This window comes from Fervidobacterium sp., assembly GCF_059913585.1.
The window spans coordinates 92,232-116,108 of sequence record NZ_DBOLZL010000023.1 but is presented as its reverse complement, the minus strand read 5'-3'; the positions used below and the strand labels follow the sequence as shown (position 1 = coordinate 116,108).

The 23,877-nt window shown below is 38.7% G+C and carries 23 protein-coding genes; all 23 read left to right on the top strand.

Annotated elements, in window-relative coordinates; genetic code table 11:
* The first annotated feature begins 78 nt into the window (after nucleotides 1-78).
* The 23 genes from AC3M61_RS09105 (at nucleotide 79) to pheS (ending at nucleotide 23,834) form a co-directional block, all read left to right on the top strand.
* Nucleotides 79-1,158 carry a tetratricopeptide repeat protein gene (locus AC3M61_RS09105; RefSeq protein WP_500780539.1) on the top strand — a complete coding sequence of 360 codons (1,080 nt, stop codon included), beginning with the start codon at nucleotides 79-81 and terminating at the stop codon, nucleotides 1,156-1,158.
* On the top strand, nucleotides 1,143-1,859 hold the full coding sequence (locus AC3M61_RS09100; RefSeq protein WP_500780538.1) for a prepilin peptidase: 717 nt from the start codon (nucleotides 1,143-1,145) through the stop codon (nucleotides 1,857-1,859). The genes AC3M61_RS09105 and AC3M61_RS09100 overlap by 16 nt, the downstream gene beginning before the upstream one ends.
* A gap of 125 nt (nucleotides 1,860-1,984) precedes the next feature.
* Nucleotides 1,985-2,446: a lytic transglycosylase domain-containing protein gene (locus AC3M61_RS09095; protein WP_500780537.1), complete on the top strand. Its 462-nt coding sequence runs from the start codon at nucleotides 1,985-1,987 to the stop codon at nucleotides 2,444-2,446.
* Between the two features lie 4 nt (nucleotides 2,447-2,450).
* A complete protein-coding gene (locus AC3M61_RS09090) occupies nucleotides 2,451-3,977 on the top strand; it encodes an NAD(P)H-hydrate dehydratase (RefSeq protein WP_500780536.1) in 1,527 nt (508 codons plus the stop codon).
* A 34-nt stretch (nucleotides 3,978-4,011) separates the two neighbouring features.
* A complete protein-coding gene (locus tag AC3M61_RS09085) occupies nucleotides 4,012-6,267 on the top strand; it encodes a hypothetical protein (protein WP_500780535.1) in 2,256 nt (751 codons plus the stop codon).
* A gap of 46 nt (nucleotides 6,268-6,313) precedes the next feature.
* Complete coding sequence (gene trmB / locus AC3M61_RS09080) at nucleotides 6,314-7,279, top strand: tRNA (guanosine(46)-N7)-methyltransferase TrmB (RefSeq protein ID WP_500780534.1); 966 nt, start codon at nucleotides 6,314-6,316, stop codon at nucleotides 7,277-7,279.
* Between the two features lie 39 nt (nucleotides 7,280-7,318).
* On the top strand, nucleotides 7,319-8,311 hold the full coding sequence (locus AC3M61_RS09075; protein ID WP_029683905.1) for an NAD(P)H-dependent glycerol-3-phosphate dehydrogenase: 993 nt from the start codon (nucleotides 7,319-7,321) through the stop codon (nucleotides 8,309-8,311).
* Entirely contained in the window at nucleotides 8,284-9,069 is a 786-nt protein-coding gene (gene mazG / locus AC3M61_RS09070) for a nucleoside triphosphate pyrophosphohydrolase (protein ID WP_500780533.1), read from the top strand. The genes AC3M61_RS09075 and mazG overlap by 28 nt, the downstream gene beginning before the upstream one ends.
* The gene (gene rlmB, locus AC3M61_RS09065) at nucleotides 9,066-9,773 is read left to right on the top strand and encodes a 23S rRNA (guanosine(2251)-2'-O)-methyltransferase RlmB (RefSeq protein WP_029683908.1); all 708 of its coding nucleotides are present in this window, start codon (nucleotides 9,066-9,068) and stop codon (nucleotides 9,771-9,773) included. The genes mazG and rlmB overlap by 4 nt, the downstream gene beginning before the upstream one ends.
* Nucleotides 9,774-9,806: 33 nt before the next feature.
* Nucleotides 9,807-10,328, top strand: coding sequence for a hypothetical protein (locus tag AC3M61_RS09060; protein ID WP_500780532.1), 522 nt, complete (start codon nucleotides 9,807-9,809; stop codon nucleotides 10,326-10,328).
* 59 nt (nucleotides 10,329-10,387) lie between these two features.
* On the top strand, nucleotides 10,388-11,527 hold the full coding sequence (locus AC3M61_RS09055) for an RNA methyltransferase (RefSeq protein WP_029683910.1): 1,140 nt from the start codon (nucleotides 10,388-10,390) through the stop codon (nucleotides 11,525-11,527).
* A gap of 24 nt (nucleotides 11,528-11,551) precedes the next feature.
* Nucleotides 11,552-13,888 (top strand): ATP-dependent DNA helicase RecG, encoded by a 2,337-nt coding sequence (gene recG, locus AC3M61_RS09050; protein WP_500780531.1) that lies wholly within the window; start codon nucleotides 11,552-11,554, stop codon nucleotides 13,886-13,888.
* A gap of 68 nt (nucleotides 13,889-13,956) precedes the next feature.
* Nucleotides 13,957-14,310, top strand: coding sequence for a glycine cleavage system protein GcvH (gcvH, locus tag AC3M61_RS09045; protein ID WP_014451795.1), 354 nt, complete (start codon nucleotides 13,957-13,959; stop codon nucleotides 14,308-14,310).
* Nucleotides 14,311-14,331: 21 nt separating this feature from the next.
* A complete protein-coding gene (locus AC3M61_RS09040) occupies nucleotides 14,332-14,769 on the top strand; it encodes a hypothetical protein (RefSeq protein WP_500780530.1) in 438 nt (145 codons plus the stop codon).
* 150 nt (nucleotides 14,770-14,919) lie between these two features.
* Complete coding sequence (pyk, locus tag AC3M61_RS09035; protein ID WP_500780529.1) at nucleotides 14,920-16,335, top strand: pyruvate kinase; 1,416 nt, start codon at nucleotides 14,920-14,922, stop codon at nucleotides 16,333-16,335.
* Nucleotides 16,336-16,469: 134 nt separating this feature from the next.
* Complete coding sequence (rpmB, locus tag AC3M61_RS09030; RefSeq protein ID WP_029683915.1) at nucleotides 16,470-16,691, top strand: 50S ribosomal protein L28; 222 nt, start codon at nucleotides 16,470-16,472, stop codon at nucleotides 16,689-16,691.
* A gap of 48 nt (nucleotides 16,692-16,739) precedes the next feature.
* On the top strand, nucleotides 16,740-17,096 hold the full coding sequence (locus AC3M61_RS09025; protein WP_500780528.1) for a hypothetical protein: 357 nt from the start codon (nucleotides 16,740-16,742) through the stop codon (nucleotides 17,094-17,096).
* A gap of 21 nt (nucleotides 17,097-17,117) precedes the next feature.
* Nucleotides 17,118-18,212 (top strand): alanine racemase, encoded by a 1,095-nt coding sequence (gene alr / locus AC3M61_RS09020; protein WP_500780527.1) that lies wholly within the window; start codon nucleotides 17,118-17,120, stop codon nucleotides 18,210-18,212.
* Nucleotides 18,209-19,192 (top strand): 3'-5' exoribonuclease YhaM family protein, encoded by a 984-nt coding sequence (locus AC3M61_RS09015; RefSeq protein ID WP_500780526.1) that lies wholly within the window; start codon nucleotides 18,209-18,211, stop codon nucleotides 19,190-19,192. The genes alr and AC3M61_RS09015 overlap by 4 nt, the downstream gene beginning before the upstream one ends.
* 18 nt (nucleotides 19,193-19,210) lie before the next feature.
* Complete coding sequence (gene topA / locus AC3M61_RS09010) at nucleotides 19,211-21,310, top strand: type I DNA topoisomerase (protein WP_500780525.1); 2,100 nt, start codon at nucleotides 19,211-19,213, stop codon at nucleotides 21,308-21,310.
* A 32-nt stretch (nucleotides 21,311-21,342) separates the two neighbouring features.
* Nucleotides 21,343-21,978, top strand: coding sequence for a metallophosphoesterase family protein (locus AC3M61_RS09005; RefSeq protein ID WP_500780524.1), 636 nt, complete (start codon nucleotides 21,343-21,345; stop codon nucleotides 21,976-21,978).
* Nucleotides 21,968-22,801, top strand: coding sequence for a DUF368 domain-containing protein (locus AC3M61_RS09000; protein WP_500780523.1), 834 nt, complete (start codon nucleotides 21,968-21,970; stop codon nucleotides 22,799-22,801). The genes AC3M61_RS09005 and AC3M61_RS09000 overlap by 11 nt, the downstream gene beginning before the upstream one ends.
* 31 nt (nucleotides 22,802-22,832) lie before the next feature.
* Nucleotides 22,833-23,834 carry a phenylalanine--tRNA ligase subunit alpha gene (gene pheS, locus AC3M61_RS08995; protein WP_500780522.1) on the top strand — a complete coding sequence of 334 codons (1,002 nt, stop codon included), beginning with the start codon at nucleotides 22,833-22,835 and terminating at the stop codon, nucleotides 23,832-23,834.
* Nucleotides 23,835-23,877 lie beyond the last annotated feature (43 nt).

Below are 23,877 nucleotides of genomic sequence, written 5' to 3'. Positions count from 1 at the left end.
GAGAAACCGCAGTATTTACTTTTGTGAAGAAATATGATAAAATGTAAATGCAAAGTTACAAACTAGGAGGTGTTGTTAATGGTTATCAGATTGATCTTGGGCTCAGAAAACTCATTAGTTGTTGACGTCAAAGATGAAACGCCTATGCTAATTATTTTACGTGATCTTTTCTATTCTGGAGACTGGCGTAACATGAGAAAAGATTTTGAAGAACATAAAGAACTTTACGAAGATATCAACAAGTTAGAACAGTTGGAAGAAAAAATAGCCTCGCTTAACGAAATTGTTTACGAACCGATAGTTTGGAGTGAAGTCGTAGAGTTTTTGGATAAGTATGGAATAACCCCGGAAAAGATTATGCACGGAACAGCAGATGGATTGTATGAACTTGCAATCGAATACGCTGATAAGAACCAAACAGAGGTTGCTAAGGATATTCTCAAATTTGCAATGAAACTCGATAAGAATTACGCCCCTGCATACGAGTTCTACGGCTCATTGTTACTTGAAGAGAACGATGTTGAAGGGGCTATTAAATACCTTGCCAGGTCCATTGAACTTGATCCATGGCTTGTCCAGTCTTACTCTATGATTGGGGAGGCTTACTATAATATTGGTGATTATGAGAAGGCTATCGAATACTGGGAAAAAGAAATAAAGCTTTCACCGACAAATACGTTCACCTACTTTATGCTTGCTGATGCGTATTCGAAAATGGGCAAGATAGATAAAGCTATAGAGGTTTTAGAAAGATTCAGGGAAACTTCTGAAAACAGTATTATCGCGCTTTATGAATTAGCAGAGCTGTACAGAAGAATTGGAAACGAAGAAAAAGGAAAGGAATATGAAAGCTTAATTATGGAAATTGATCCAAGAAGTGATCCAAACGGTATAGAGATTTGGGCTAAAGTGCACCTAAAGAAGGGAAATTACGATAAGGTTATACAGGTGATAGAAAACGTCATAAAAAGTTCTCCGGAAGCAAGACATTTAAATCTGGTTCTGGCAGTTGCTTATGCAAAGACCAATCAGTATGAAAAGGCTCGAAAGATTATTGAGGACTTAAAAGAGGACGACTTCTGGTATCTCTACGGAAAACGTGAATTCTTTGATGAACTACTTACACAGCCTGAGAAGGAACTATGTGGGATAAAGTAAGTTTGTTGTTTTGGTTTGTTGTGGGAACTATTTTTGGGAGTTTTGCAAATGTCTTAATTTACAGACCAATAGCGGGGCTCAAATTAACTGAGCCCCGCTTTTCGGTATGTCCTAATTGTCGCAAACGTATCGCTTGGTACGATAACATACCTATTTTCAGTTTTATTCTCCTTCGAGGAAGATGTAGACATTGTGGTGCAAAGATTTCCATAAGATACCCACTTGTTGAGTTAGCTTTTGGCATTTCTTTCCTTGTTAATCACACACTCTTTCCAATGGACGTTGCTTTATTAACGGATGCGATTTTTGTAGCTTCGGTTCCCGCAATTTTTACAGATTTGAAACTCATGTTGTTGCCTGATTATACGTGGATAACAGTCCTTGGCTCAGCTTTTTTGATTAACGTATTTCATTTCAGAAATTCCATGCTTTTAGATATCTTTGGAGCTCTAGTTTCGTTGGTGATATTGATTGGACTGAGAATCAAGTATAAAGACGGTATAGGTGAAGGTGATTTGTTTTTGCTTCCAGTTTACTCTTTCGCAACTGGATTTTTATTTATGCCGTTACTTTTATTTGGTGCTTCATTAGGTGGCATAGTTTACTCTCTTTTAAGTAAAAACCGCGTTATACCATTCGGTCCGTTCATAATAATATTTGGTTACTCACTTCTTTTTGTAAGGCTCATTTTGAATATTTAACTATTTGAGACGCTGTTGTTTAAGTTGAGCTTTGTGCTATAATATCTTCAGAAAGCTTTCTGTATATTCCCAGTAATACCTGGGAATTTTGTGTTTTAGTACGTGATATAGGAGGAAACAGGGGCGTGCGTGTGTTTTTAATGTTTATCTTCATAAGTGTTATATTCTTGATTTTGATTTTCGTAGAGCTGTTCCCCTTGAAGTATTACGATATCGTTGTCCAATATGCTGATGGTTTGGATCCACTTTTGGTAATTAGTGTAATGCGGGCAGAAAGTAGCTTTAGACCAACTGCACAATCTAATGCGGGAGCATACGGACTCATGCAGTTGATGCCTGATACGGCAGAATGGGTAAATAAAAAATTCAAGACGAACTTTGATTACACAACGATAGAGGGAAATATAGCTCTTGGTTGTAAATATTTGAATTATCTACTAGAAAAAGACGGAGACCTCAAGAAGGCGTTGGTTCATTACAATACAGGTCCGTATGCACCTGATGATGTGAAAATGGATGCCGGCGAAAGATACATCAGCAAAGTTTTAAGGTTTTACCGTATCTACCGTTTACTTTACAGGAGATGAGAACATGTTCGTGATAACAAGTAAAGAGATGAAGGAACTAGAGAAAAGAACAATAATGGATTTCGACATTAGTGAAGAGATTCTAATGGAAAGAGCTGGTATTTCCGTAGTGCAAGCCATTTGGCACGAGTACGGTGAGCTTTCAAACAAGAGCTTTGTCGTCGTTTGCGGTTCTGGAAACAATGGCGGGGATGGCTACGTTGTTGCGAGGGACCTTCTTAACTATACAGAGGCTGTAAGGGTTATATCTGTTGGTCTTCCTACTACAGAGGTTGCTAGAAAGAATTACGAGAGATACTTGAAACATGGCGGAATTGTGTACACCTACAATGAGCTTGGATTGGAAGAAGCATCAAAGATTATTTCTGAAGCTGACATCGTTATTGATGCCCTTTTTGGAACGGGTTTGAACAGAGAAATTAACGACGAAGAACTCACCAAGTTGATAGAAGTGATGAACTTATATTCAAGGTGTGTAGTGTCTGTCGATATACCATCTGGAATTTGTGCTGATGATGGAAGAATAATGGGATGTGCTGTCCAGGCGGATTTAACTGTAACTTTTGGTTTACCGAAAGTGGGACACTTTCTGTTCCCAGGTCGGGAGTTGTGTGGCAAACTTAAGATTGCAAAGATAGGGATTCCCAGTTTAGATATGCTTACATACGATATCAACAAAGAACTTATAACCGCCGAGAAATTGCGACTTGCAAACAGACCGCGTTGGTCAAACAAAGGGACGTATTCACAAGTAATTGTAATCGGAGGTTCGAATAAATACATAGGTGCCCCCATTTTGAGTGCACTTGCCACGTTGAGAAGCGGAGCAAGTATGGTGAAGGTGGTTTCCGTTTCCAAAGTGTGCCAATGTGCTATGAATCACGACCCCTCACTAATATGTGTGAATATTGGCGAGGATTTCGATGTTGAAAGATTGGAAGATTTTATATCGAGTGTTAATAAAGACGCTATTTTTGTTGTTGGACCGGGTTGGGATACGCAGAACATGGAAGAGAAAATTTATATCTTAAAAAAGCTATTACGAACCTCAAATACAACGATACTAGATGCTGATGGCCTTAACATCTTGTCACAAAACATAGAGTTATTGAAGGAGAAAAATCCTTCAAAATCAGTGATTTTAACTCCGCATCCTGCTGAGTTCTCCAGATTGACGAAAAAATCCTTAGAGGATGTCAAACAAAATTACGAACTTGTCTACGAATTCTCCAAGAAATATGATGTGATAACTGTTTTAAAAGATGCAACATCGATAATTTCAGACGGTAAAAAAATATACTTTAACATAACTGGTAACACCTCTCTTTCGAAAGCAGGGAGTGGTGATATCCTTTCCGGATTACTTGCAGGTCTTATCTCTCAACACCTTGAGCCTGTCGAAGCGGTAAAGACGGGAGTGTATGTATTTGGTTTATCGGGTGAAATGGTTCCCGTGGAAGGTATGAACAGTGCTTTCAGCATTTTAAACTATATCCCAGATGCTTTAAAAACGTTGAGAGAAAATAAATAAGAAACTTGAGTATTTGAAATAGGGGTGAAGAGGTGTGGAGAAAAGAAATTCTGATTTTGGCAATGTTTTTGAGAAGAATACTGATTCTGTTGAACGATTTATAAGATTTTTGATATCAAATAATGAGATTTCCCTTGCTAGAAACATATTGGAGGCACTTGGTAAGAAATACAACCATTTGTTATTTGAACTGGAAGTAAAGGCTGGGAATTATGCAAGGGCAGTTGAGATATTCAATTTTATGCCTAGAGAACAGCAAGAGCTCTATATACATGTTGTCGAAAACATAGAAAAAGATGTCAGTAAAGTTTCAGAGGCACTTGAAAAGATTCTCAAAGAGTTTAATGAAGAGAACTATCCGATAGTTATCGCTGAAGTTCAGAGAATAAAGAAAGAGTTTCCTCAGGTTATAGAAATCATCGCTATGGAACTTTTAACGGCGTTAAAGCGTGGGGATAAAAAGAAAATACAACTGCTGTCCGAAATACTTAGCCAGCTTGATAAAACTCACCCTGTTCTCACCCAAGTTAAAAAACAAAAATCATTTGGCACGTTCCTTTTTCCTGCGTTGACGTTAGTTATCTTCATTGTGGTTTCGGTAAACTTAGTCGTATCATTTATGAACTTCGCCAAATCTGGAAGTTTGCAACTTGGAAGATTGGAAAAGACTATCTCCAATCTCCAAGGAAAAATAGAAGGGTACACAAACGATATTACAAAGAAATACGAAGAACTGTCAAAGACTTTGGAAATTGTAAAAACCAGCCTTGATTATATAAGCAAAAAGCTTGAAAATCCAACACAGGTTTCGACCAGTGATTTACCTAAAGCATTAGCAGACCAACTAACCTTGATAAACGATAAGCTATCTGGTGTTGAGCGGGAAATATCCCAGCTTGTTAAGAACTTGAACAAATCAGTTTTAACCGCTAATCCCGGTGTACAAACCACGATTGTGAAATATGACGATACGTCCTTAAAAGAGCTCAGCACACAAGTAAGGTTGCTAAAAGAAAAAATAGTGTCTCTCGAAGGGAAATTGGAAGGTATTGGAGCAACATCATCGGATAATTCCTCTTCTTCTTGGGAATTTGAAAAAATTTATTCCGAACTTGCCGTTGTTAAAACCCGTTTGGGCAAGATAGAGGATAGCGTGATGGAACTTGTGAAAGCAGAACTTGACGTAAGTATGAAAAACATTATAGCTAAGTTGGGTGAAATTTCTTCTCAGATTACTCAGCTTAGTTCCCAATCGGCAAATTCATCAAAATCTACAAATGACCAAGAGAGCTTTACTCTAACGCTTGATGCAATTCAAAAACGTTTGGAAACACTGTCGCAGTCTATAAGTATCCTTTATTCAGAAGTGTTGCAAATTAAAGAACAACCTGTAATTGCTAAGGAACAGAGCAGTCAAACCAATGCGGACCTCTCAGAAAAAATCGTGGAATTTGAACAAAAGTTTGATAAACTTTTGATAATGGTAGAACAGTTATCAAAAGAGATTTCTGGTAGGGAAACTGTGACCAAGTCTGAGGAACAAATTGTTGTAGATAATGATAGATTTCAGGAGATAGAAAAGAAAGTTGACGATGTTTTAACGGCTTTAAAAGAACTTACAAGTGAGGTTACCGGTCAGCGAAAAGAGTTCGAGACTAAAGTCTCAAGCTTAAAAGAAGAGACAATTTCCGTTAAAACTAACTTAGATGATATCTCGAAACAGGTAGTAGATTTGAAAAAGGAACTTGAATTTCTAAAATCAAACGTTTCAAAAATATTGGAGATATTGTCCTCTAATCAAAAGGGTTCTGATTCTTCAGCTTTAGATGAGAATAAAACGTCTGTTGCTTCTACAGAACTATCCAACTTAGAGAAAACTACAAAAACTTCTGAACAAGTTTCTGTGACTTCATTGGTACCTACATATGCTTCGACAAATTCTACCTCACAGAATCAACTGGTGGTGGAACAAAAGACTGTAGATGCGTCTCAACGAAACGAAGTTGTTGAGCAGATTCTCAAACAAACGAAAGACTTAAGAGAGTTATTCTTGATTGGTCTAAGATTCTATGTGGAAGGACAGTATGAAAATGCTATAGCTGTTTTCTCTTACATCGAACCGCGTGTAGAAGATATAGACGTTTACTTCAAGGAAGACATGTACTACTACGAAATTCTTTGTTATGTTGGTTTAGGGCAAAAAGAGCAAGCAGCAAAGAAGTACGAAGTTTATAAGAAATTATATCCGTCAGGGCAATATATAAAAGAATTAAGTGCTTATTTCAAGTGATATCGATGGTTAACCAAGTAAAATAAAACAGACGAGGTGTAAATGTATGAAGGACATGGAAAAATACGGTGTCTTTTCCAAAGAAGTGCGTCCCGCTTTATTTGACTACTTACCTATAGATTGGTCCTGCATCTTTGGCAACAACAATGGAATTATAGTTGAAATCGGTTTCGGAAGCGGTGAATATCTTCAATCTTACGCAATTAAACATCCTGAAAAGAATTTCGTCGGATTCGAGGTTTCAATAACTTCTATGAAAAAGGCTCATAAGAGGGTGGAGAATCTTGAGAACGTAAGATTGGTAATAACCGATGCAAGGTTTGGACTCAGGGAATTCTTTGGACCAAATACTGTTGAAAAGGTGATAATGAACTTTCCAATTCCCTGGGACAAAAAATCTCACGAAAGAAGGCGAGTTATCGTTCCGGAGTTTTTTGAAACACTTTCGAACGTGCTTGTCGACGGCGGGACTTTTGAACTTGCAACAGATGTTGAATGGTATGCGAAACAGACAATGGAAACAGCAAAGGAAATGGGATTCGAAATTGTCGAATTTTTGGAGAATCCAGACAGAGAAATTAAAACGCGTTACGAGCAGAAATGGATAAAGTATGGTAGAAATATCTACTCGCTTGTGATAAGAAAAGTTAAACACACAGAAATTGAAAGACTGATAGGAGGTAGGCACGAAATGCCTCATGCTAGGAGCGTCGTTGTTGAAGAAAAGATACCACTACTTCACAACAAAGTATTCAAAGAAGGCAAGAAAGTTGTGGTTGTCAAAGGTGTTTACAAATCAACAGCAAATGATGCTTACTTAATAAAAGTAATTTCTACAGACGACGAGTTCCAACAACATTATTACTTGGTGGCTTATCCAGAAGAACCTGGAAGCAGAGAATGGATAATCAAGCTTGATAGTGCTTCGAACCCTTATAGAACACCAGCTGTTAAATGGTCCGTATCGGTTTTGGCAGATTTTCTTTCATCAGAAGAAGAACAGGGCAAATAGCTTTCCGTATTCTTAACATTTGATTCGAGGTGTTCTTGTATGCGCTATTTCGTTCTTGGTGCGGGTAGTTGGGGATGTACAATTGCTCAAATGCTAAAAGATAATGGACACGATGTCTTGCTTTGGGCGCATAGTGAAGAACATGCAAACTTATTAAATACTCGAAAGAAAATGCCACATCTTCCAGATGTGGATTTGGATGTGCCAATAACTAGTGATATTTCTGTTGGTAAGAACTTCGATGTTCTGATTATCGCAGTTCCCGTCCAGTTTGTAAGGAGCGTGCTGGAGAAAATTGATTACGATGTTAGTATTGTACTTAATTTGTCCAAGGGTATAGAAATATTAACTGGTAAGAGGGTATCGGAGATAGTTCGTGAAACCTTAGGATGTAAGTACGCGGTTTTATCGGGTCCTTCTCACGCTGAGGAGGTAGCGCTTAAGTTGCCAACAGCTGTCGTTGTGGCAGGAGATATGGCTTTGGAATTCCAAAGAGAATTTTCGAACGATTACTTCAGGGTGTATGTTCATGATGATGTTGTCGGTGTCGAACTGGCAGGAGCACTCAAGAACGTCATAGCAATAGCTGCAGGCATCGTTGATGGACTTGGTGGTTGGGACAACGCAAAGGCGGCTTTAATCACGCGTGGATTGTATGAGATTGCGAGGTTTTCCATGGAATTTGGAGCCAATCCTCTGACTTTTATGGGGCTTGCAGGAATAGGTGATTTGGTAGTAACGTGTGGAAGTAAACACAGCCGAAACAGGCGTTATGGAGAGATGGTTGCAAAAGGGTACGATCCAGTTTACTTGTTAGAAGCAAGTAAAGAGATTGTGGAAGGAGCGTTTACCTGTAAGGCTGTCGTAGAGAATTACGGAAACAAGTATGACCTTCCCATAATCAAAGAAGTTTACGAAGTAATTTACAATAGAAAATCTCCAATTGATTCGATAAAATCATTGATGAGCAGGTCTCTGAAACTGGAAATGGAGGAAGTAAGAAGATGGTTGGAAAAGAGTTTGAAAAACTAGTGGAAATCATGGCAACACTGCGTGGAGAAAACGGATGTGAGTGGGATAAAGCACAGACACATGAAAGTTTGAAGCCATATTTGATAGAAGAGGTATACGAGGTGCTCAACGCTATTGATAATAATGACGATGAAGAACTTAAAGAAGAACTCGGTGACGTACTTTTGCAAGTGGTTTTTCATTCACAAATTGCTGCAGAGCGAGGGGCATTTACAATTGAGGATGTAATAAAGACACTTTCCGACAAGCTCGTGAGACGTCATCCGCATGTGTTTGGTAATGCACAAGGGTATTCGTATGCGCGTTGGGAGGAAATAAAAGCAAAGGAAAAAGGTCAGAAAAAACGTTCAAGTATTGGGGACGTGAATCATGCTTTGCCTGGTCTTTCATTAGCTCGTAGAGTCCAAGAGAACGCAGCTGGTGTGGGCTTTGACTGGACGGAAATCGAAGATGTATGGCACAAAGTTGAGGAAGAAATAAAAGAACTGAAAAACGCAAAAAACGAGGAAGAAATAGAAGAAGAAATGGGAGATTTACTATTTGCAATCGTAAACTTAGCAAGGTTTTTAAACGTGGATCCAGAAAGAGCTATTAGGAAAGCTACGGAAAAATTTATCGCAAGGTTTGAAAAAATGGAGAAAGAGATTGAGAAGGATGGAAAGAAACTGGAGAACATGACTGTTGCAGAGATGGATGAATACTGGAATAAAGTGAAATGGCAGGAATATAAAAAAGTTGAGGAAGTGAATGAAAAATGATAGTCTATGGTAGAAATGTGCTCAAAGAGCTTTTTCAAAGCAGACAACCGATAAAGATGGTTTATTTTTCCGAAAGCGGTGATAGAGAATTGGAAAGTCTCATAGAAGAAGTTAAAAAAAGAAAGATACCGCATTCAGTGGCTCCAAAAAATGTTTTGAAGAGGTTGTGTGGTGAAGAAAAAAATCAAGGTGTAGTGATTGATATCGGTGAATTTGAGTATGCAGATGAAAACAATTTGCCGGAGAACCCATTTCTCGTTTTACTTGACCAAGTTCAAGACCCACAAAACCTTGGTGCTATTGTACGAACTTGTGTTGCAGCTGGTGTAGATATGGTTGTGTTAACCAAGGACAACAGTGCGCACGTTACACCAGGAGCGGTTAAAGCGTCCGCTGGTACAGTCTTTAGAGTACCGATAGCTATAACTGTAAACCTTTCTAGATACATCGAAAAAATCAAGGAAAGAGGCGTTTGGGTATTTGGAGCAGACATGAGAGGAAAACCTATTTGGCAAGCTGACTTAAAAAGACCTCTAGCCCTCGTTTTTGGTAACGAAGGTAGTGGGATAAGACAACTTGTTAAACAATCGTGTGATGAGTTGGTTTCAGTACCCATGAAAACTTCCATTGACTCACTCAATGTCTCTGTTAGTGCTGGTATTATCATATATGAAGTGCTTAGACGAGAGATGATGAACACTTAATCTTGAATTTTTGAATTAGAGAGATGGTGAATAATGATTATCATCTCAGGAAGTTCTTTGGTAACGAGTGAGTATGATGTGGACATACTAATCACTACGAGTATAAACGGGTATAAGTTTGATGTCCCTTACACCTTTTACTTTGATGGGAACAAGGTCTACATCTATCAGTATGCGTTACATAAGCACACCGTTGATAAAAAGGTCGATGTGAAGTTTGATAATACGGTGTTTCGTGTTCTGATTGGCACAGAGATAGGGGTAATTGAAAACTATGTTAAAAATCCTCCCAATCTTTTCATATGTTTCGAGCGGACAAGTTATCCTTCAAAATTTTTCTATAGAAAAGCGCAGATGTGGATTGGTGCCCAAGTTTCGAAAACGAACGTCTTCGGACACATTATCTATAACAACGTTGTCAATCGTATGCTCTTTTCTGTTAACGCAGATGAAGGTGTAGTATTTGAAGGGACTGGAGTCGTTGTCCTTGATGATAGTTTAATATTTTCAAATATGAAGAAAGGAAGTTTTGAAAGCCATGATAAGCCAGGTTGATAATAATAGCAATAGCTCAGAGATAAGAAAAAGAAAAAATTCAAGAGTCGGAGGTTCTCATGAGTATCGGTGCAAATAACAATAGTAGTGAACTTTTTGAGATTGTTGCTTTCTGTTCTTCGGGGTTGGAAGGTGCGGTGGCATTAGAACTTAAAAAATTTGGATACAAGGTCTATTATTCCTCCTCCGGGAGGATATTTTTTAAAGCAAGGTTGGAAGACCTGCCTTTTTTGAACATGTATATGAAAACGGTGGATAGGATATTGATACTGATTAAAAAATTCAAAGCAGAGACATTCGATGAACTTTTTGATAATGTGAAAGATTCAAATTTGAAGGAAATTGTTCAAAAGAATGCAAGGATTGTTATAGACAAACTGAAGATAACAAATTCAAAACTCAGCGCAACTGGGGCGGTTGCTTCTGTCTTAAAAAAGGCAATCGTTGAAAGCTTAGGTGGAACTGACGAAAGTGGTCCTATCTACAGTTTCATCCTCATATTGAAAGATGACGAGGCATACTTACTTCTGGATACTTCTGGAGATGCATTATCAAAACGTGGTTATCGTTTAAAGACAAGTAAAGCGCCACTTAGAGAGACAATAGCCGCAGCGATTATTACGCTTTCAAGATGGGATTTGAATGATAACAATGAAAGTCCTGCCCTTTTTGACCCTTTCTGTGGCAGTGGTACAATTCCCATAGAGGCGAGTACTATAAATTTGCCGAATGTAAATAAGAAGTATATCTCTGAGAACTGGATGATTTTAAAAGAGGAATGGAAAAAATCAAAAAAAGACGCTTTAAGACACCTTCAAAACGTTTCTGAAAAAATTTCTCGAAAAATTATCAAAGGAAGCGATATCGACTGTCAAGTTATACGGATTGCTCAAGAAAACATAAAAGTGGCTTCTAGAATCTTTCAGGCAAACTTACCAGTTGAATTCTCGTGCTTGGACTTTAGAGATTTGCCTGTATTTACCGAAAAAGCATGGGTAATTTCCAATCTTCCGTATGGTCGAAGGTTAGATGATGAGAACGTAATTAGGGATATAAAGATTTTGAGAGAAAAGTTTCCGAATGCGAATTTTTATCTGCTACATCCTGACAAGGATTTTGAGAAAATTTTTGGAAGGGCTACTAAAAAGATAAGGTTTCAAAACAGTGGTCTTTGGACGTACCTTTTTATGTACTATTAAAGACCTCAAAAAGAGGGTGTAAGTATGTTGCTCATCGAAGAATTTCTTGATAATTGCTATGAAATATCAAGAGAAATAAGTGAAGAAGCTCTAAACGCTCTCATAGAATATATCGAGGACAACTACGAAAGGATAGATGACCCCCTTCTTTTTGACGGCGAAATACAGGTTAAGCTTGAAGAATTTAGGAACTACATAATCGAGGCAAAAAAACTTCCAACACAGCGTGCTCTAAAAAGGCTTTCACATGTTCGAGGAATGGTTGAGCGTTTTAAATACAATTTTCTGATATACTCCGTTACTTGTGAGGCATCGAATTCTACTAAGTCGTTGGATGTTCCTATAAAATATGCAAAAGGTGTAGGACCAGCAAGGGAAAAACTGCTTAAAAAACTTGGAATTCAGACTATAGGAGATTTAATAAGTTTCTTTCCTAGGGATTACGAAGACAGAAGAAAAGTTATACCACTGATGTACGTTCGAGAAAATGAAAAAATTACGACTAAGGGAATTTTGAAGAGCGTAGAAAAAACCAAAAAAGGTGACTTGATAATTGTTAGCGCACTTTTGCAAGACGGGATAAACCAGGTTATTCTGAAGTGGTTCAACCAAGAATTTAAAGAAATGGAACTTAAACAACTAGTAGGTAATGAGGTTTATGTAACTGGAACCGTTAAAAGAGGCTTCTTTGGAGCGATGGAGATACAAAACCCGGAGATTTCGTTAAGTGATTCTCCAGAAAGAACAATATTGCCTATATATCCTCTAACTGAAAACCTAACACAGAAGACTATCAGAAAAATTATAGTAGATAATTTGCCCAGCATATGTAATTTGAGGGATTTGATACCGAAAGAAATACTTGAAGATAGAAAGCTTATCGATGTTTGGAAAGCCTATACCGGGATGCATTTTCCAAAGAGTTCTTTCCACTACAAGATATCTCGAAAGCGTCTGGCATACGAGGAGCTTCTTTTGTTTCAAACAGCTTTATATCTATCCAAAAGGAACGTTAAACAAGTTGGAGGAATTCCTAAGAGCTTTTCCGGTAAGCTTGCTGAAAAGTTCATCTTAAAATTACCATTCAAACTTACAAACGCACAAAAGAGAGCACATGCGGAAATTCGCGAGGATATGCGAAGTCCGGACCCGATGAACAGATTACTTCAAGGAGATGTGGGTAGCGGTAAGACGTTAGTTGCAGAACTTGCAATAATAGACAACTACGAGGCAGGTTATCAAAGTGCGTTTATGGTTCCCACTTCCATTCTTGCTATCCAACATTTTCAAAAGCTCTTTAATCATTTGACAGACCTTGGTATCAGGGTTGCATTGCTCATTGGTTCAACTTCTCAAAGGGAAAAAGAAAAGATAAAGTTTGCTCTGAGAAATGGGGATTTGGATGTTGTAGTTGGTACTCATGCGCTAATTCAGGAAGATGTTCACTTTGCAAACCTTGGTCTTGTGATAATTGATGAGCAACACAGATTTGGTGTAAAGCAAAGGGAAGAACTAATATCGAAAGGAAAGGTCGTCGATACACTCATCATGACAGCAACACCTATCCCAAGGACACTTTCTCTTACGCTTTATGGAGACTTGGATGTGTCTGTTATTGATGAAATGCCTCCAGGTAGGAAAGAAATCAAAACATTTACATTGAGGCACACTCGGGCAAAAGAAGTCTACAAATTCGTTAGAGAACAGGTCCTTGAAAACGGGGACCAAGCTTACATAGTTTACCCCTTGATTGAACAATCGGAAGCAATCAACGCGAAAGCAGCGGAGGATATGTACCGTACCTTGAGTAAGGAAGCGTTTCCAGATATTCCCATGGGCTTGCTCCACGGACGGATGTCTGATGAAGAAAAAAGCGATGTAATGAATAAATTTGTGAGGGGAGAAATCAAGGTATTGGTCTCAACGTCTGTTATAGAAGTTGGAGTGGATGTGCCTAACGCAACGATAATGGTCATTGAAAATGCTGAAAGATTTGGGCTTGCGCAATTGCACCAACTAAGAGGAAGAGTTGGAAGGGGCGAAAAACAAAGTTACTGTTTCCTCATTGTGAGTGAAGCAGGCGAGGAGGCGTGGGATAGATTACAATTTTTTGCAAGTACAAACGATGGGTTCAAGATTTCAGAATACGACTTGAGATTGCGTGGACCAGGTGAATTCTTTGGAACACGTCAGCACGGACTTCCAGAGTTTAAAGTTGCAGATATTATATCAGACACAGAACTGATGTTAATAGCACGAGAAGATGCTAAGCGCATAGTTGAAAATTATCCAGATAGTGAGATAATAAGAGAGGTATATAAGATTTATGGAGAGCGAATCAGGTTTTTGGATGTTGGATAACTTTACAGGATATGCTATAATCACTTAGCAGATAAATTCACAATCAAACTCAAGGGAGGTATGATGGGATGAAAAAGTACACAAAAACTCACGAATGGATTGATACTGAAACGGGAAAAGTAGGAGTTTCAAACTACGCACAAGAACAACTTGGTGATATTGTTTATGTAGAACTTCCAGCTGTTGGTAAGGAAGTTAAGAAAGGGGAAAGAATAGTATCACTTGAGAGTGTCAAAGCAGCTGGTGATGTGTATGCACCAGTCAGCGGTAAGATAGTGGCAGTCAACGATAAGGTGAACGCAACACCAGAACTGATAAACCAAGACCCAGAAGGTGAAGGTTGGCTCGTTCAAATAGAGATGTCAAATCCTGCAGAACTTGATGAGCTTTTGACAGAAGATGAGTACAAAGCCACACTATAAAGTTATGAGGATGTGGTTGGGATGACAAATGTTAACGCGTATTCTGTTTTGATGTTCATAGCAAACATAGTTTTAGCAGTGCCTATCTTACTTGCTGTAATACAGCAGGCGAAGGCATCTATGAACATTGCAAATGTTGTTTCAGCAGTCTACATACTTATCTCCGTTGGTTTCTTTTCAGGAGATTTCAAGCTTTTCTTCTCAAAGTTAGGGCTTTCTATATCACCAGTAGCATACGTTATTTTGGCCATTTTTACTTTCCTTATCGCTAAGGATTTTGGTGAGCTGAGAGTTAGACAAGGTATGAGAAAAGCAGTCTCAATGAGTGCGATAATGATTGCCCTGAACGTTATTGACTTTTTCTGGGTGAAGAGCGCTGCCCTTATACCACTTTTCTCAATCACATGGGCTTACGTTGTGGTTCTTATCGTTGGTACAATGAAGTGGAACATAGAATAATTACTCACGTAAAAAAGAAATTGATAAAAAAGCCCGTGACTGCAACAAGTCGCGGGCTTTTTTCTTTTGGTTTTGTGGTATAATATGAAAAAAGCACCACTTGGAAAATATAAAGTATTAGCAAGAAAAACAAAGATTGGAGGTGTAAATGTGAGAAAGACAAAAATTGTTGCGACTATTGGACCTGCAAGCGAATCTGAAGAGAATATTGTTAAACTCTTGGAATGTGGGGTTAATGTCTTCAGGTTGAATTCATCACACGAAACGATAGACGTTCACAGAGAAAGGATTGAAAGACTAAAAAGGGTAAGAGAAAAAGGGTATCAATTTGCCATACTCTTAGACTTAGCAGGTCCAAAGATAAGAACAGGAAGGTTTGAAACGGATTACATAACACTCGAGGATGGAAAAGAAGTAGAAATTGTGTGTGGTGAAGAATTTGTTGGTAATTCACAACGCTTTTGGATAAACTACGATAAGCTCTACGAGGAAATCAAACCGGGCGAAAAGATATTAATTAATGATGGAGCAGTTTCTTTAACAGTTAAGGACATCGATAAGTCCAGAAAAGCTATACTATGCGTAATTGACCGTGGCGGAACGATAACACATAAAAGAGGTGTCAACCTTCCAGGTGTCGATATCTCTATACCATCTATCACAGAAAGAGACAAAGAATTTATCAAACTTGGAAATGAGGAAAGGATAGATTACTTTGCACTTTCATTTGTTAGGAAAGCAAAAGATGTTGAAGATGCGAAAAGACTAACGGACATCCCTATAGTAGCGAAGATAGAAACTGCACAAGCTTTAAATAATCTTGAAGAGATTGTAATTAAAGCGGATGCCGTGATGGTTGCACGCGGAGACCTTGGAGTCGAAATCCCTATAGCTCAAGTTCCAATTGCTCAGAAGCGGATAATAGAAGTTGCGAATCTTTATAAAAAACCCGTAATTACCGCAACTCAAATGCTTGAAAGTATGATAAATAGTGCAACTCCGACCAGAGCCGAGGTAACTGATATATCGAACGCCATTTTAGATGGAACGGATGCCGTAATGCTGTCCGCAGAGACTTCAATCGGTAAGTATCCATGCGAAGCTGTACGGGTTATGGATGAAGTAGCAAAGAACACTGAATCCTTTATGGAGGAGTACGAAACATTTAGACTTGACTGGTTAAAAGAGTATTCGTCAAGTTTGGATCTCCCAAGTGCTATTTCTTACGCAGCGACTAATCTTGCCAAGAACATCGACGCGAAGCTCATAATAACTGCAACTGGAACAGGAACGACAGCTATTCATGTTTCCAAATACAAGCCGTCGATACCCATAATGGCAGCAACAAATTCTTATGAAACGTTCTGTAGGTTATCGTTGGTTTGGGGTGTGGTTCCTGTAATGCTAGAAAAGAGTTTAACAACGGATGAGATGATAGAAGAGGTTACGAAAAAAGCTAAAGAGTTAGGATTCGTTCAGCCTGGTGATAAGGTTGTCATTGTTGCTGGTATTCCTTGGGGTAAACCAGGGACAACAAATACGGTCCAAGTCCAAGAAATCAAATAAAATTAACCTAAGTGCCAAAAAAAACTACTTGAATTTGCAAAGAGAATTGGTATAATATACCACGTAGTGGTCCCTGTTGTATTATTACTTAATTAGATAGAGCAATTAAAATCAAAATAAAGGAGGAAGCGGTCATGGCAAAGTGCGAAATTTGCGGAAAAGAACCAAGAGCAGGTAAGAACGTCAGCCACTCCAACAGACATACGAACAGATGGTTTAAGCCAAATGTTCAGAAAGTAAGGGTTTTACTCGAAGACGGAACTGTGAAAAGGATGAACGTTTGTACGAGTTGTTTAAAAGCAGGTAAGGTCAAAAGGTACGTAAGCAAATCACAATCCGTAGCAGTAGAGGCATAAAAAGCGGGGATATACCCCGCTTTTTTTGAAATTGAATGAGTGATGAGTATGGTTTTGAGAGTAAAGAAGTGGTATAAAGTTTTGGTATTGTTAGAAATAATTTTGAGCACACCTGTTGTGCTCTATCTTTTTTCTTTGCAGCTATCGAATTTGATACTCTTCGCACTTGTATCAGCTTATGCTGGGCTTGTTTTCTTTTTGATAGAGAGTTTTATATTAAAGTTGGAGGTTTCAAAGGATGAAATTTCAACAATATACTTTTCAGTTCCTTTAAGTGATATAATTGACATTGAAGATGGAGTTTTTGAAACAAAGATAAGAACGCGATGGAAAGTGTATAAACTACCACCTATCGAGGATGTAGAGATGATTTTTGAAAATAGTTCAAGAAATATCGTTGAATAGAAGGATTGGGAGGCGCTGCTTGTGGAAAGTCGAAGAACATACGCTGTGATAAACGTTAGGAACTATATCGACAACCTCCGTTTCTTCCAAGAACATTGTGCACCGGCAAAGGTTATGCCTGTTGTTAAAGCAAATGCGTATGGTCATGGCGCGGTTGTGCTATCCAAAGCAGCAGAACGGGCAGGAATGGACTATTTTGCGGTAGCGTTTTTAGAAGAAGCACTTGAATTACGTAAACACGGTTTAAAGTCTAACCTCCTGGTTTTTAATTACATAGAACCAGACATGCTTCAAATAGCCTACAAACACAACATAACCATAACACTTTACTCTTGGGAGCAACTTTGGCGGTATTCGAAAGAAGCCTTGAAGCCAAAATGCCATGTGAAGATAGACACAGGAATGCGCAGGTTGGGTATTCCACCTGCCGAAGCGACAGAGTTTGTCGAAGCGGCACGAAAAGCTGGATTTGAAGTTGAAGGCGCCTACACTCACTTTGCTGTAGCTGATAGTTTGGAAGAGTCGGATGTGGCATTCACTCGAAAGCAAGCAGAAGAGTTCTCTAAACTCGAGTTGGATGTCAAGATAAAACATGTTTGCAACAGTGGTGCAGGTATATCAAAAGTTGTTAATTGTTTTGATTACGTCAGGGTTGGTATTGCAAGTTACGGTTTACAACCAGGTGATACGGTCAGGAGCGATAAATTGAAACCTGTGCTCACTTGGAAAACAGTTGTTTCACATGTAAAAACCATACAGCCTGGAGACACGGTAAGTTACGGTCGAACGTTCACTGCGTATACTGAAATGAGAATTGCAACCATTCCTGTTGGGTACGCTGACGGATATTGGAGAAGTTTATCGAACAAGGGATATGTATTAATACACGGGGAAAAGTGTCCAATTGTTGGAAGAATCTGTATGGACCAGTTCATGGTAGATGTTAGTCATTTGGAAGACGTTAAAATAGGAGATGAAGTGGTTTTGATTGGTAAGCAAGGTTCTAACCAAATTACTGCTGAAGAAATAGCAAAATTAGTAGGAACGATAAACTACGAGGTTACCTGCAGAATATCCGAACGGGTACCAAGAAAATACGAGGGGTTGGAATTGTGAACGGATTCAGAGAAGCACTTGAAAAGCTTAGGTCTCCTTATGTGGAGGAACTGAGAAACTGGATTGACAAAGAAATTGATGGAATATACAAAATTAAAAGCAAAAAACTCCAGGAAGCAAAAGACGGTAAGAAGTTCCTGCTTTTAACGTTGGAAGACAGAACCGGAAGCGTTCGTGCTGTTGATTGGTACAACGCTGAGGCAAACGATGAAAAACTCCAGGTTGGTCATGTTGTCAACGTCAGAGGAAAAGTTGTGTATTTCGAAGAGCGTGTACAGATAAATATTTTAAACGAACATGACGCGATAAAGAAGCTTTCTGAAAACGAATACGATATTGAGCGTTTTGTTAAGAGTGCTGAAAATGTTGAAGAAATGTACAAATCAGTTCTCAGATTGATTGATACAATCCGAGACGAAGACTACAGAACAATCCTTCAAAGATTCTTCGTTGAGGACAAAAATTTTGTAGAAATGTTTAAAAGTTCACCTGCTGGAATGAGGATCCATCACGCGTATAAAGGTGGATTATTGGAACACTCACTGACCGTTGCAAAACTTGTGGATAGTGTTTGTAGGATTTACAACCAACTTGATAGAGATTTACTTGTAACAGGTGCATTGTTACATGATATTGGAAAGGTCAAAGAATACACAGTTAATTACAACGGTATAGAAGTGACAACAGAAGGTGAATTGGTGGGGCATATCGTCATAGGAATCGAAATGCTAGCTCAGAAGGCAAGAGGAATATCCTATGAGAAGTTCTTGAAATTAAAGCATCTTATCGCATCCCACCATGGTGAATTTGAGTGGGGTTCACCTGTGTTACCAAAAACTCCAGAAGCACTTGTGCTTCACTTTGTTGAAAATATGGATTCCAAGATTAATCGTGTTATGCAGATAATAGACAAGGAGGATAAAGAAAAAGATTGGAGCGAATACGACTCCAATCTCAGTAGAAGGTTCTTCCTTAAGTAAAGGGAGTAGGTGAAAGCTATGGCAAAATCCAAGACCAAAGATAAAAGAGACGAATTAGAGAAACAAAATGGTCAACAAGGTGTAGAGGGACACGACAAAAACGAAGAATCAAAGAAAGAAAAGAAAAAAGTTATTATCGTTGAGTCACCTGCGAAAGCGAAAACAATAGAGCGAATACTTGGAAGTGATTACCAAGTCATATCTTCAAAAGGTCACATCCGAGACCTTCCACAGAAACAGTTCGGTGTAGACCTTGATTCGCTTAAACTTGATTTTGAGATTATACCAGGCAAAGAGAGTGTTGTCGAGCAGATAAAGAAGATAACTTCAGGGAAAGAAGTATTGCTTGCTTCCGACCAGGACAGGGAAGGAGAAGCTATTGCATGGCATCTCTCAACAATCCTCGGGGTTAAGGGAAAGAACAGGATTACGTTCACCGAAATTACCGAGCGCGCGATAAAGGAAGCTGTTAAAAACCCAAGAGAGATAGACATGAACAAAGTCAACGCTCAACTTGCCCGAAGAGTACTTGACAGAATAGTAGGTTACATGATTAGCCCACTTCTTTGGCGTATCATAAAGGATGCAAAAAGTGCAGGAAGAGTACAATCTGCAGCCCTAAAAATAATCTGTGAGCGCGAAAGGGAACGACTTAGATTTGTTCCACAGAAGTATTTCAAGGTCTGGATAGATATCGCAGGATTGAAAGCTTATTTAACAAAAATAGACGGTAAAAAGGTGAAACCCACAGACATAAATGAAGAGATAGCAAAAGATGTAGTCAAGAATGTAAAGAAAGTCCGTTTGGCGGATATAGATATCAAGGAAGTAAAGAAAAATCCACCTGCACCGTTTATAACCAGTACGTTGCAACAAGATGCGGCAAGCAAGCTTGGTTTTCCAGTTTCCAAAACGATGCGAATAGCTCAAGAGTTGTACGAAGGTGTTGATACAAAAGAAGGTCACATCGCATTTATAACCTACATGAGAACAGATTCAACGAGAGTTTCCGATGAGGCGAAAGAGGCAGCAGAAGTGTTCATTTTGAAAAATTTCGGAAAAGAATACTTAAATGAAAGTGCGAGCGGAACTTCCAAGAAAAGTTCAAAGACAAAGGGAAAGATACAGGATGCGCACGAGTGTATCAGGCCAGTTGATATAAATATTACCCCAGAGAAGGCTAAAGAATTGCTGGACAAAGACCACCATAAGTTATACGAACTGATTTGGAAGCGATTCATAGCATCACAAATGAGTAGTGCTGTTTACAAACAGTACAGCTACGATTTTGAAAGTGGTAGGTATGTTTTTGAGGCAAGTATAAGAGAACGGATATTTGATGGGTTTGAAAAAGTTTACACATTAGACAACGAACCAAGTGAAGAACATAAAGAACTTAAGGTTAACGAAGAATACTCGGTCGAAGTTAAAACAGCGGAATCACAAACAACCCCTCCAGATAGATACACAGAAGCTTCTCTCGTTAAGACGTTGGAAGCGGAAGGTATAGGTCGACCAAGCACGTATGCGACGATTATCCAAACACTTTTAGACAGAGGATACGTTGTTAAGAGAAGAAAGACTTTGGTTCCTACAGTTCTTGGTTTTGTTGTAAATCATTATCTTGAGCAAAGATTTCCTGACATAGTGGACAAGGGATTTACCGCAGAGATGGAAAAGGACCTTGATGAAATTGAAAACGGCAAAAGGGATTGGAAAGAGGTTGTTAGGGCGTTCCTCAAGGAGTTCAACAAAGATATGGAAAAAGCTAAGAATGAGTTTTTTGCTATAGATTTTGATACGGATATCCAGTGTGAAGATTGTTCAGGTAACTACAAACTCAAAGTTGGAAAGTTCGGCTTATACTTACATTGCCCACATTGTAAAACAAACAAGGCTTTAAAACCGGATATATTCGGGGTTATAGATGGTAATAAGCTTTATGTGGTGAAAGAGCAAAATTCAAATGAACAGGACGAATTAGAACAAGAAGGTCAGGAAGGAACCAACAAAGAAAGTAATACGCAGAGAAAAAACTCGTCGAGTAACTACAGCAAGAAAAGATTTTACAAGAAGGGTCAAACTTCGAATTCAAAGACAACTAAAAAGAAAAAATAACAAAACAAAATATCGATGAGGAGTCCAGTTAAATGGGATTATGGGCAATAGGTGATATACATGGTTGTTTGAAAGCTCTGGAAAGGTTGATAGAAAAGATATCACCAAGTGAGCACGATAAATTAATCTTCCTGGGTGATTACATAGACAGAGGACCCGATGCGAAGGGCGTTGTTGATTTTTTGCTCCAGCTCTCTAAGAAGACGCAGTGTGTTTTTTTAAGAGGAAACCACGAACAGATGTTGCTTGATGTTATCGATAATAACGACGATATTTTCTTATGGAACTTAAACGGAGCACAGGCAACAATTAGAAGTTACGGAAATTTTATTCAATTAGAAACCAACGAAGAACACATGAGTTTCTACAGAGATACTAAATACTACCACATCGAAGGGAAATATTTATTTGTCCATGGTGGTGTTAGACCAAACGTACCAGTTGAGAAACAGGAACCAAGAGATTTGATATGGATTAGGGAAGAGTTTATACTTAAAAGACATAACCTGGGTTTTATAGTCGTTTTTGGACATACACCCTTTGAAGAAATATATTTTGATGAAGATAAAATAGGTATAGACACAGGATGTGTGTACGGCGGGAAATTGACAGCGATTGAAGTAAACGAAAAAGTGGTTATACAGGAGGACTGCAAGAATGTACGATGAAATTTTTAGACCAATCATAGCAGGCTTGTTCATGGGTTGGGCGAATGTGATTCCAGGTATCAGTGGTGGAACAATAGCTGTTATAATGGGCATTTTTGAGAGGTTTATCGATGTTATAAACGACATAATGGGGTTTAAGATTAGTAGGAAAGATATCGCCTTTATAGCAACACTTGCTTTAGGAATTCTTATTGGGGTTATTACTGGGAGTAAATTACTTACATGGGCATTTCAAAATCATTCGTTTTACACTTACAGTTTTTTCTTTGGGCTTATACTGTTTTCTTTGTGGAATTTCAGGAAAGAGGTTTCTAAATTTCGCTTTTTTGAGTTTGTTGTTGGTTTTCTGATAGTTGTGGTTCCGTATTTTTTTAAAAGTGGGCAATCATATGTAACTTCTGTGGTAGGTGGATTTGGCTACGTCTTTATAGCTTTTGCTGGGGTTATCGTGGGAGCAGCGATGGTTTTACCCGGAGTTAGTGGTTCACTACTGCTGATGCTCATGGGGTACTACGAACCGGCTATAAAAACCGTGTCTAAGTTGACAAAGATTGCCAGTGGTGGGTTCACGATTTCCGATTTCCTTTTCATACTTGCTCTTGGTATAGGTGTTTTGATAGGGATAGGAACTATTTCGAAACTTCTGAAGATTTGGTTTGAAAAAGCTAAGCTCTCTGTTTTGAACTTTATCTTGGGATTGATTGCTGGTTCACTTTATCCCGTAACTCCAGCTTATCATGGGTCAGGCAACGTTTTTGGGATGCTTCTCTGGATTGTTGTTGGCGGATTAGTTGTTTACACTCTCGGAAAATTTGAAAAATAAATTCTTGTAAAATGAACAAGGGGGCATACACATGGTTTCTGAATACTCCGGATACTCTGAAGAACTCAAAAGTATACTTGAAAATGCAAAAAGCGAGATTTCAAATGCAGTAGATAGTAAACAACTTAACGACATGAGGGTAAAGTACTTGGGAAAATCGGGTATTGTTACTTCCTTGATGAAAAAGCTCAAGGATTTACCACCTGAAGAAAGACCGAACTTCGGAAAGGTTGTCAATGAGATAAAAGACGAGATAGAATGTTTGCTTGAAGAAAGAAAAAATCAGTTGCTGGAAAGTGAGAAACAACAGCTTTACAAAAAACTCTGGGTTGATCCAACGATGCCTGGTGCACGCAGGTCTCGTGGACATCTGCATATAATTACGAAGGTCCAGAGAGAATTAGAAGATATATTCATTTCGATGGGTTTTTCAGTGGTTGAAGGTCCGGAAATCGAACAGCCTTGGTTTAATTTTGATGCACTCAACACTCCAGAATGGCATCCTGCACGGGATGCGCACGATTCTTTTTACATCAACGACGAGTACATGTTGAGAACACATACCTCACCTGTCCAGATACGTACCATGCTCTCAAGGAAACCGCCTCTTGCAATAGTTGCACCAGGTAGGGTTTACAGAAGAGACTACGATGCCACGCACCTTCCAATGTTTACACAGATGGAAGGTTTGTACGTTGACCACGACGTTACAGTAAAGCACTTAAAGTATTTCTTGGAAGAATTTGCAAGAAGATTACTTGGAGAAAATACTAAGGTAAGACTTCGACCAAGTTACTTTCCGTTCACTGAACCGAGTTTTGAGGTTGATATATACTTTAACAACAGATGGTTTGAAGTGCTTGGTGCAGGAATGGTTCATCCTAACGTATTTAAAAATGTGGGTTACGACCCTGAAGAATGGCGCGGACTTGCTTTTGGGCTTGGTATAGAAAGAATCGCAATGGTAAAATACGGTGTAAAGGATATCAGGGACTTGGTGAGGAACGATATCAGGTTCTTGGAAAACTGGTAATTTGCTAATAGTATAAGCGAGACTTGGAGTGATGTTGTGTCAA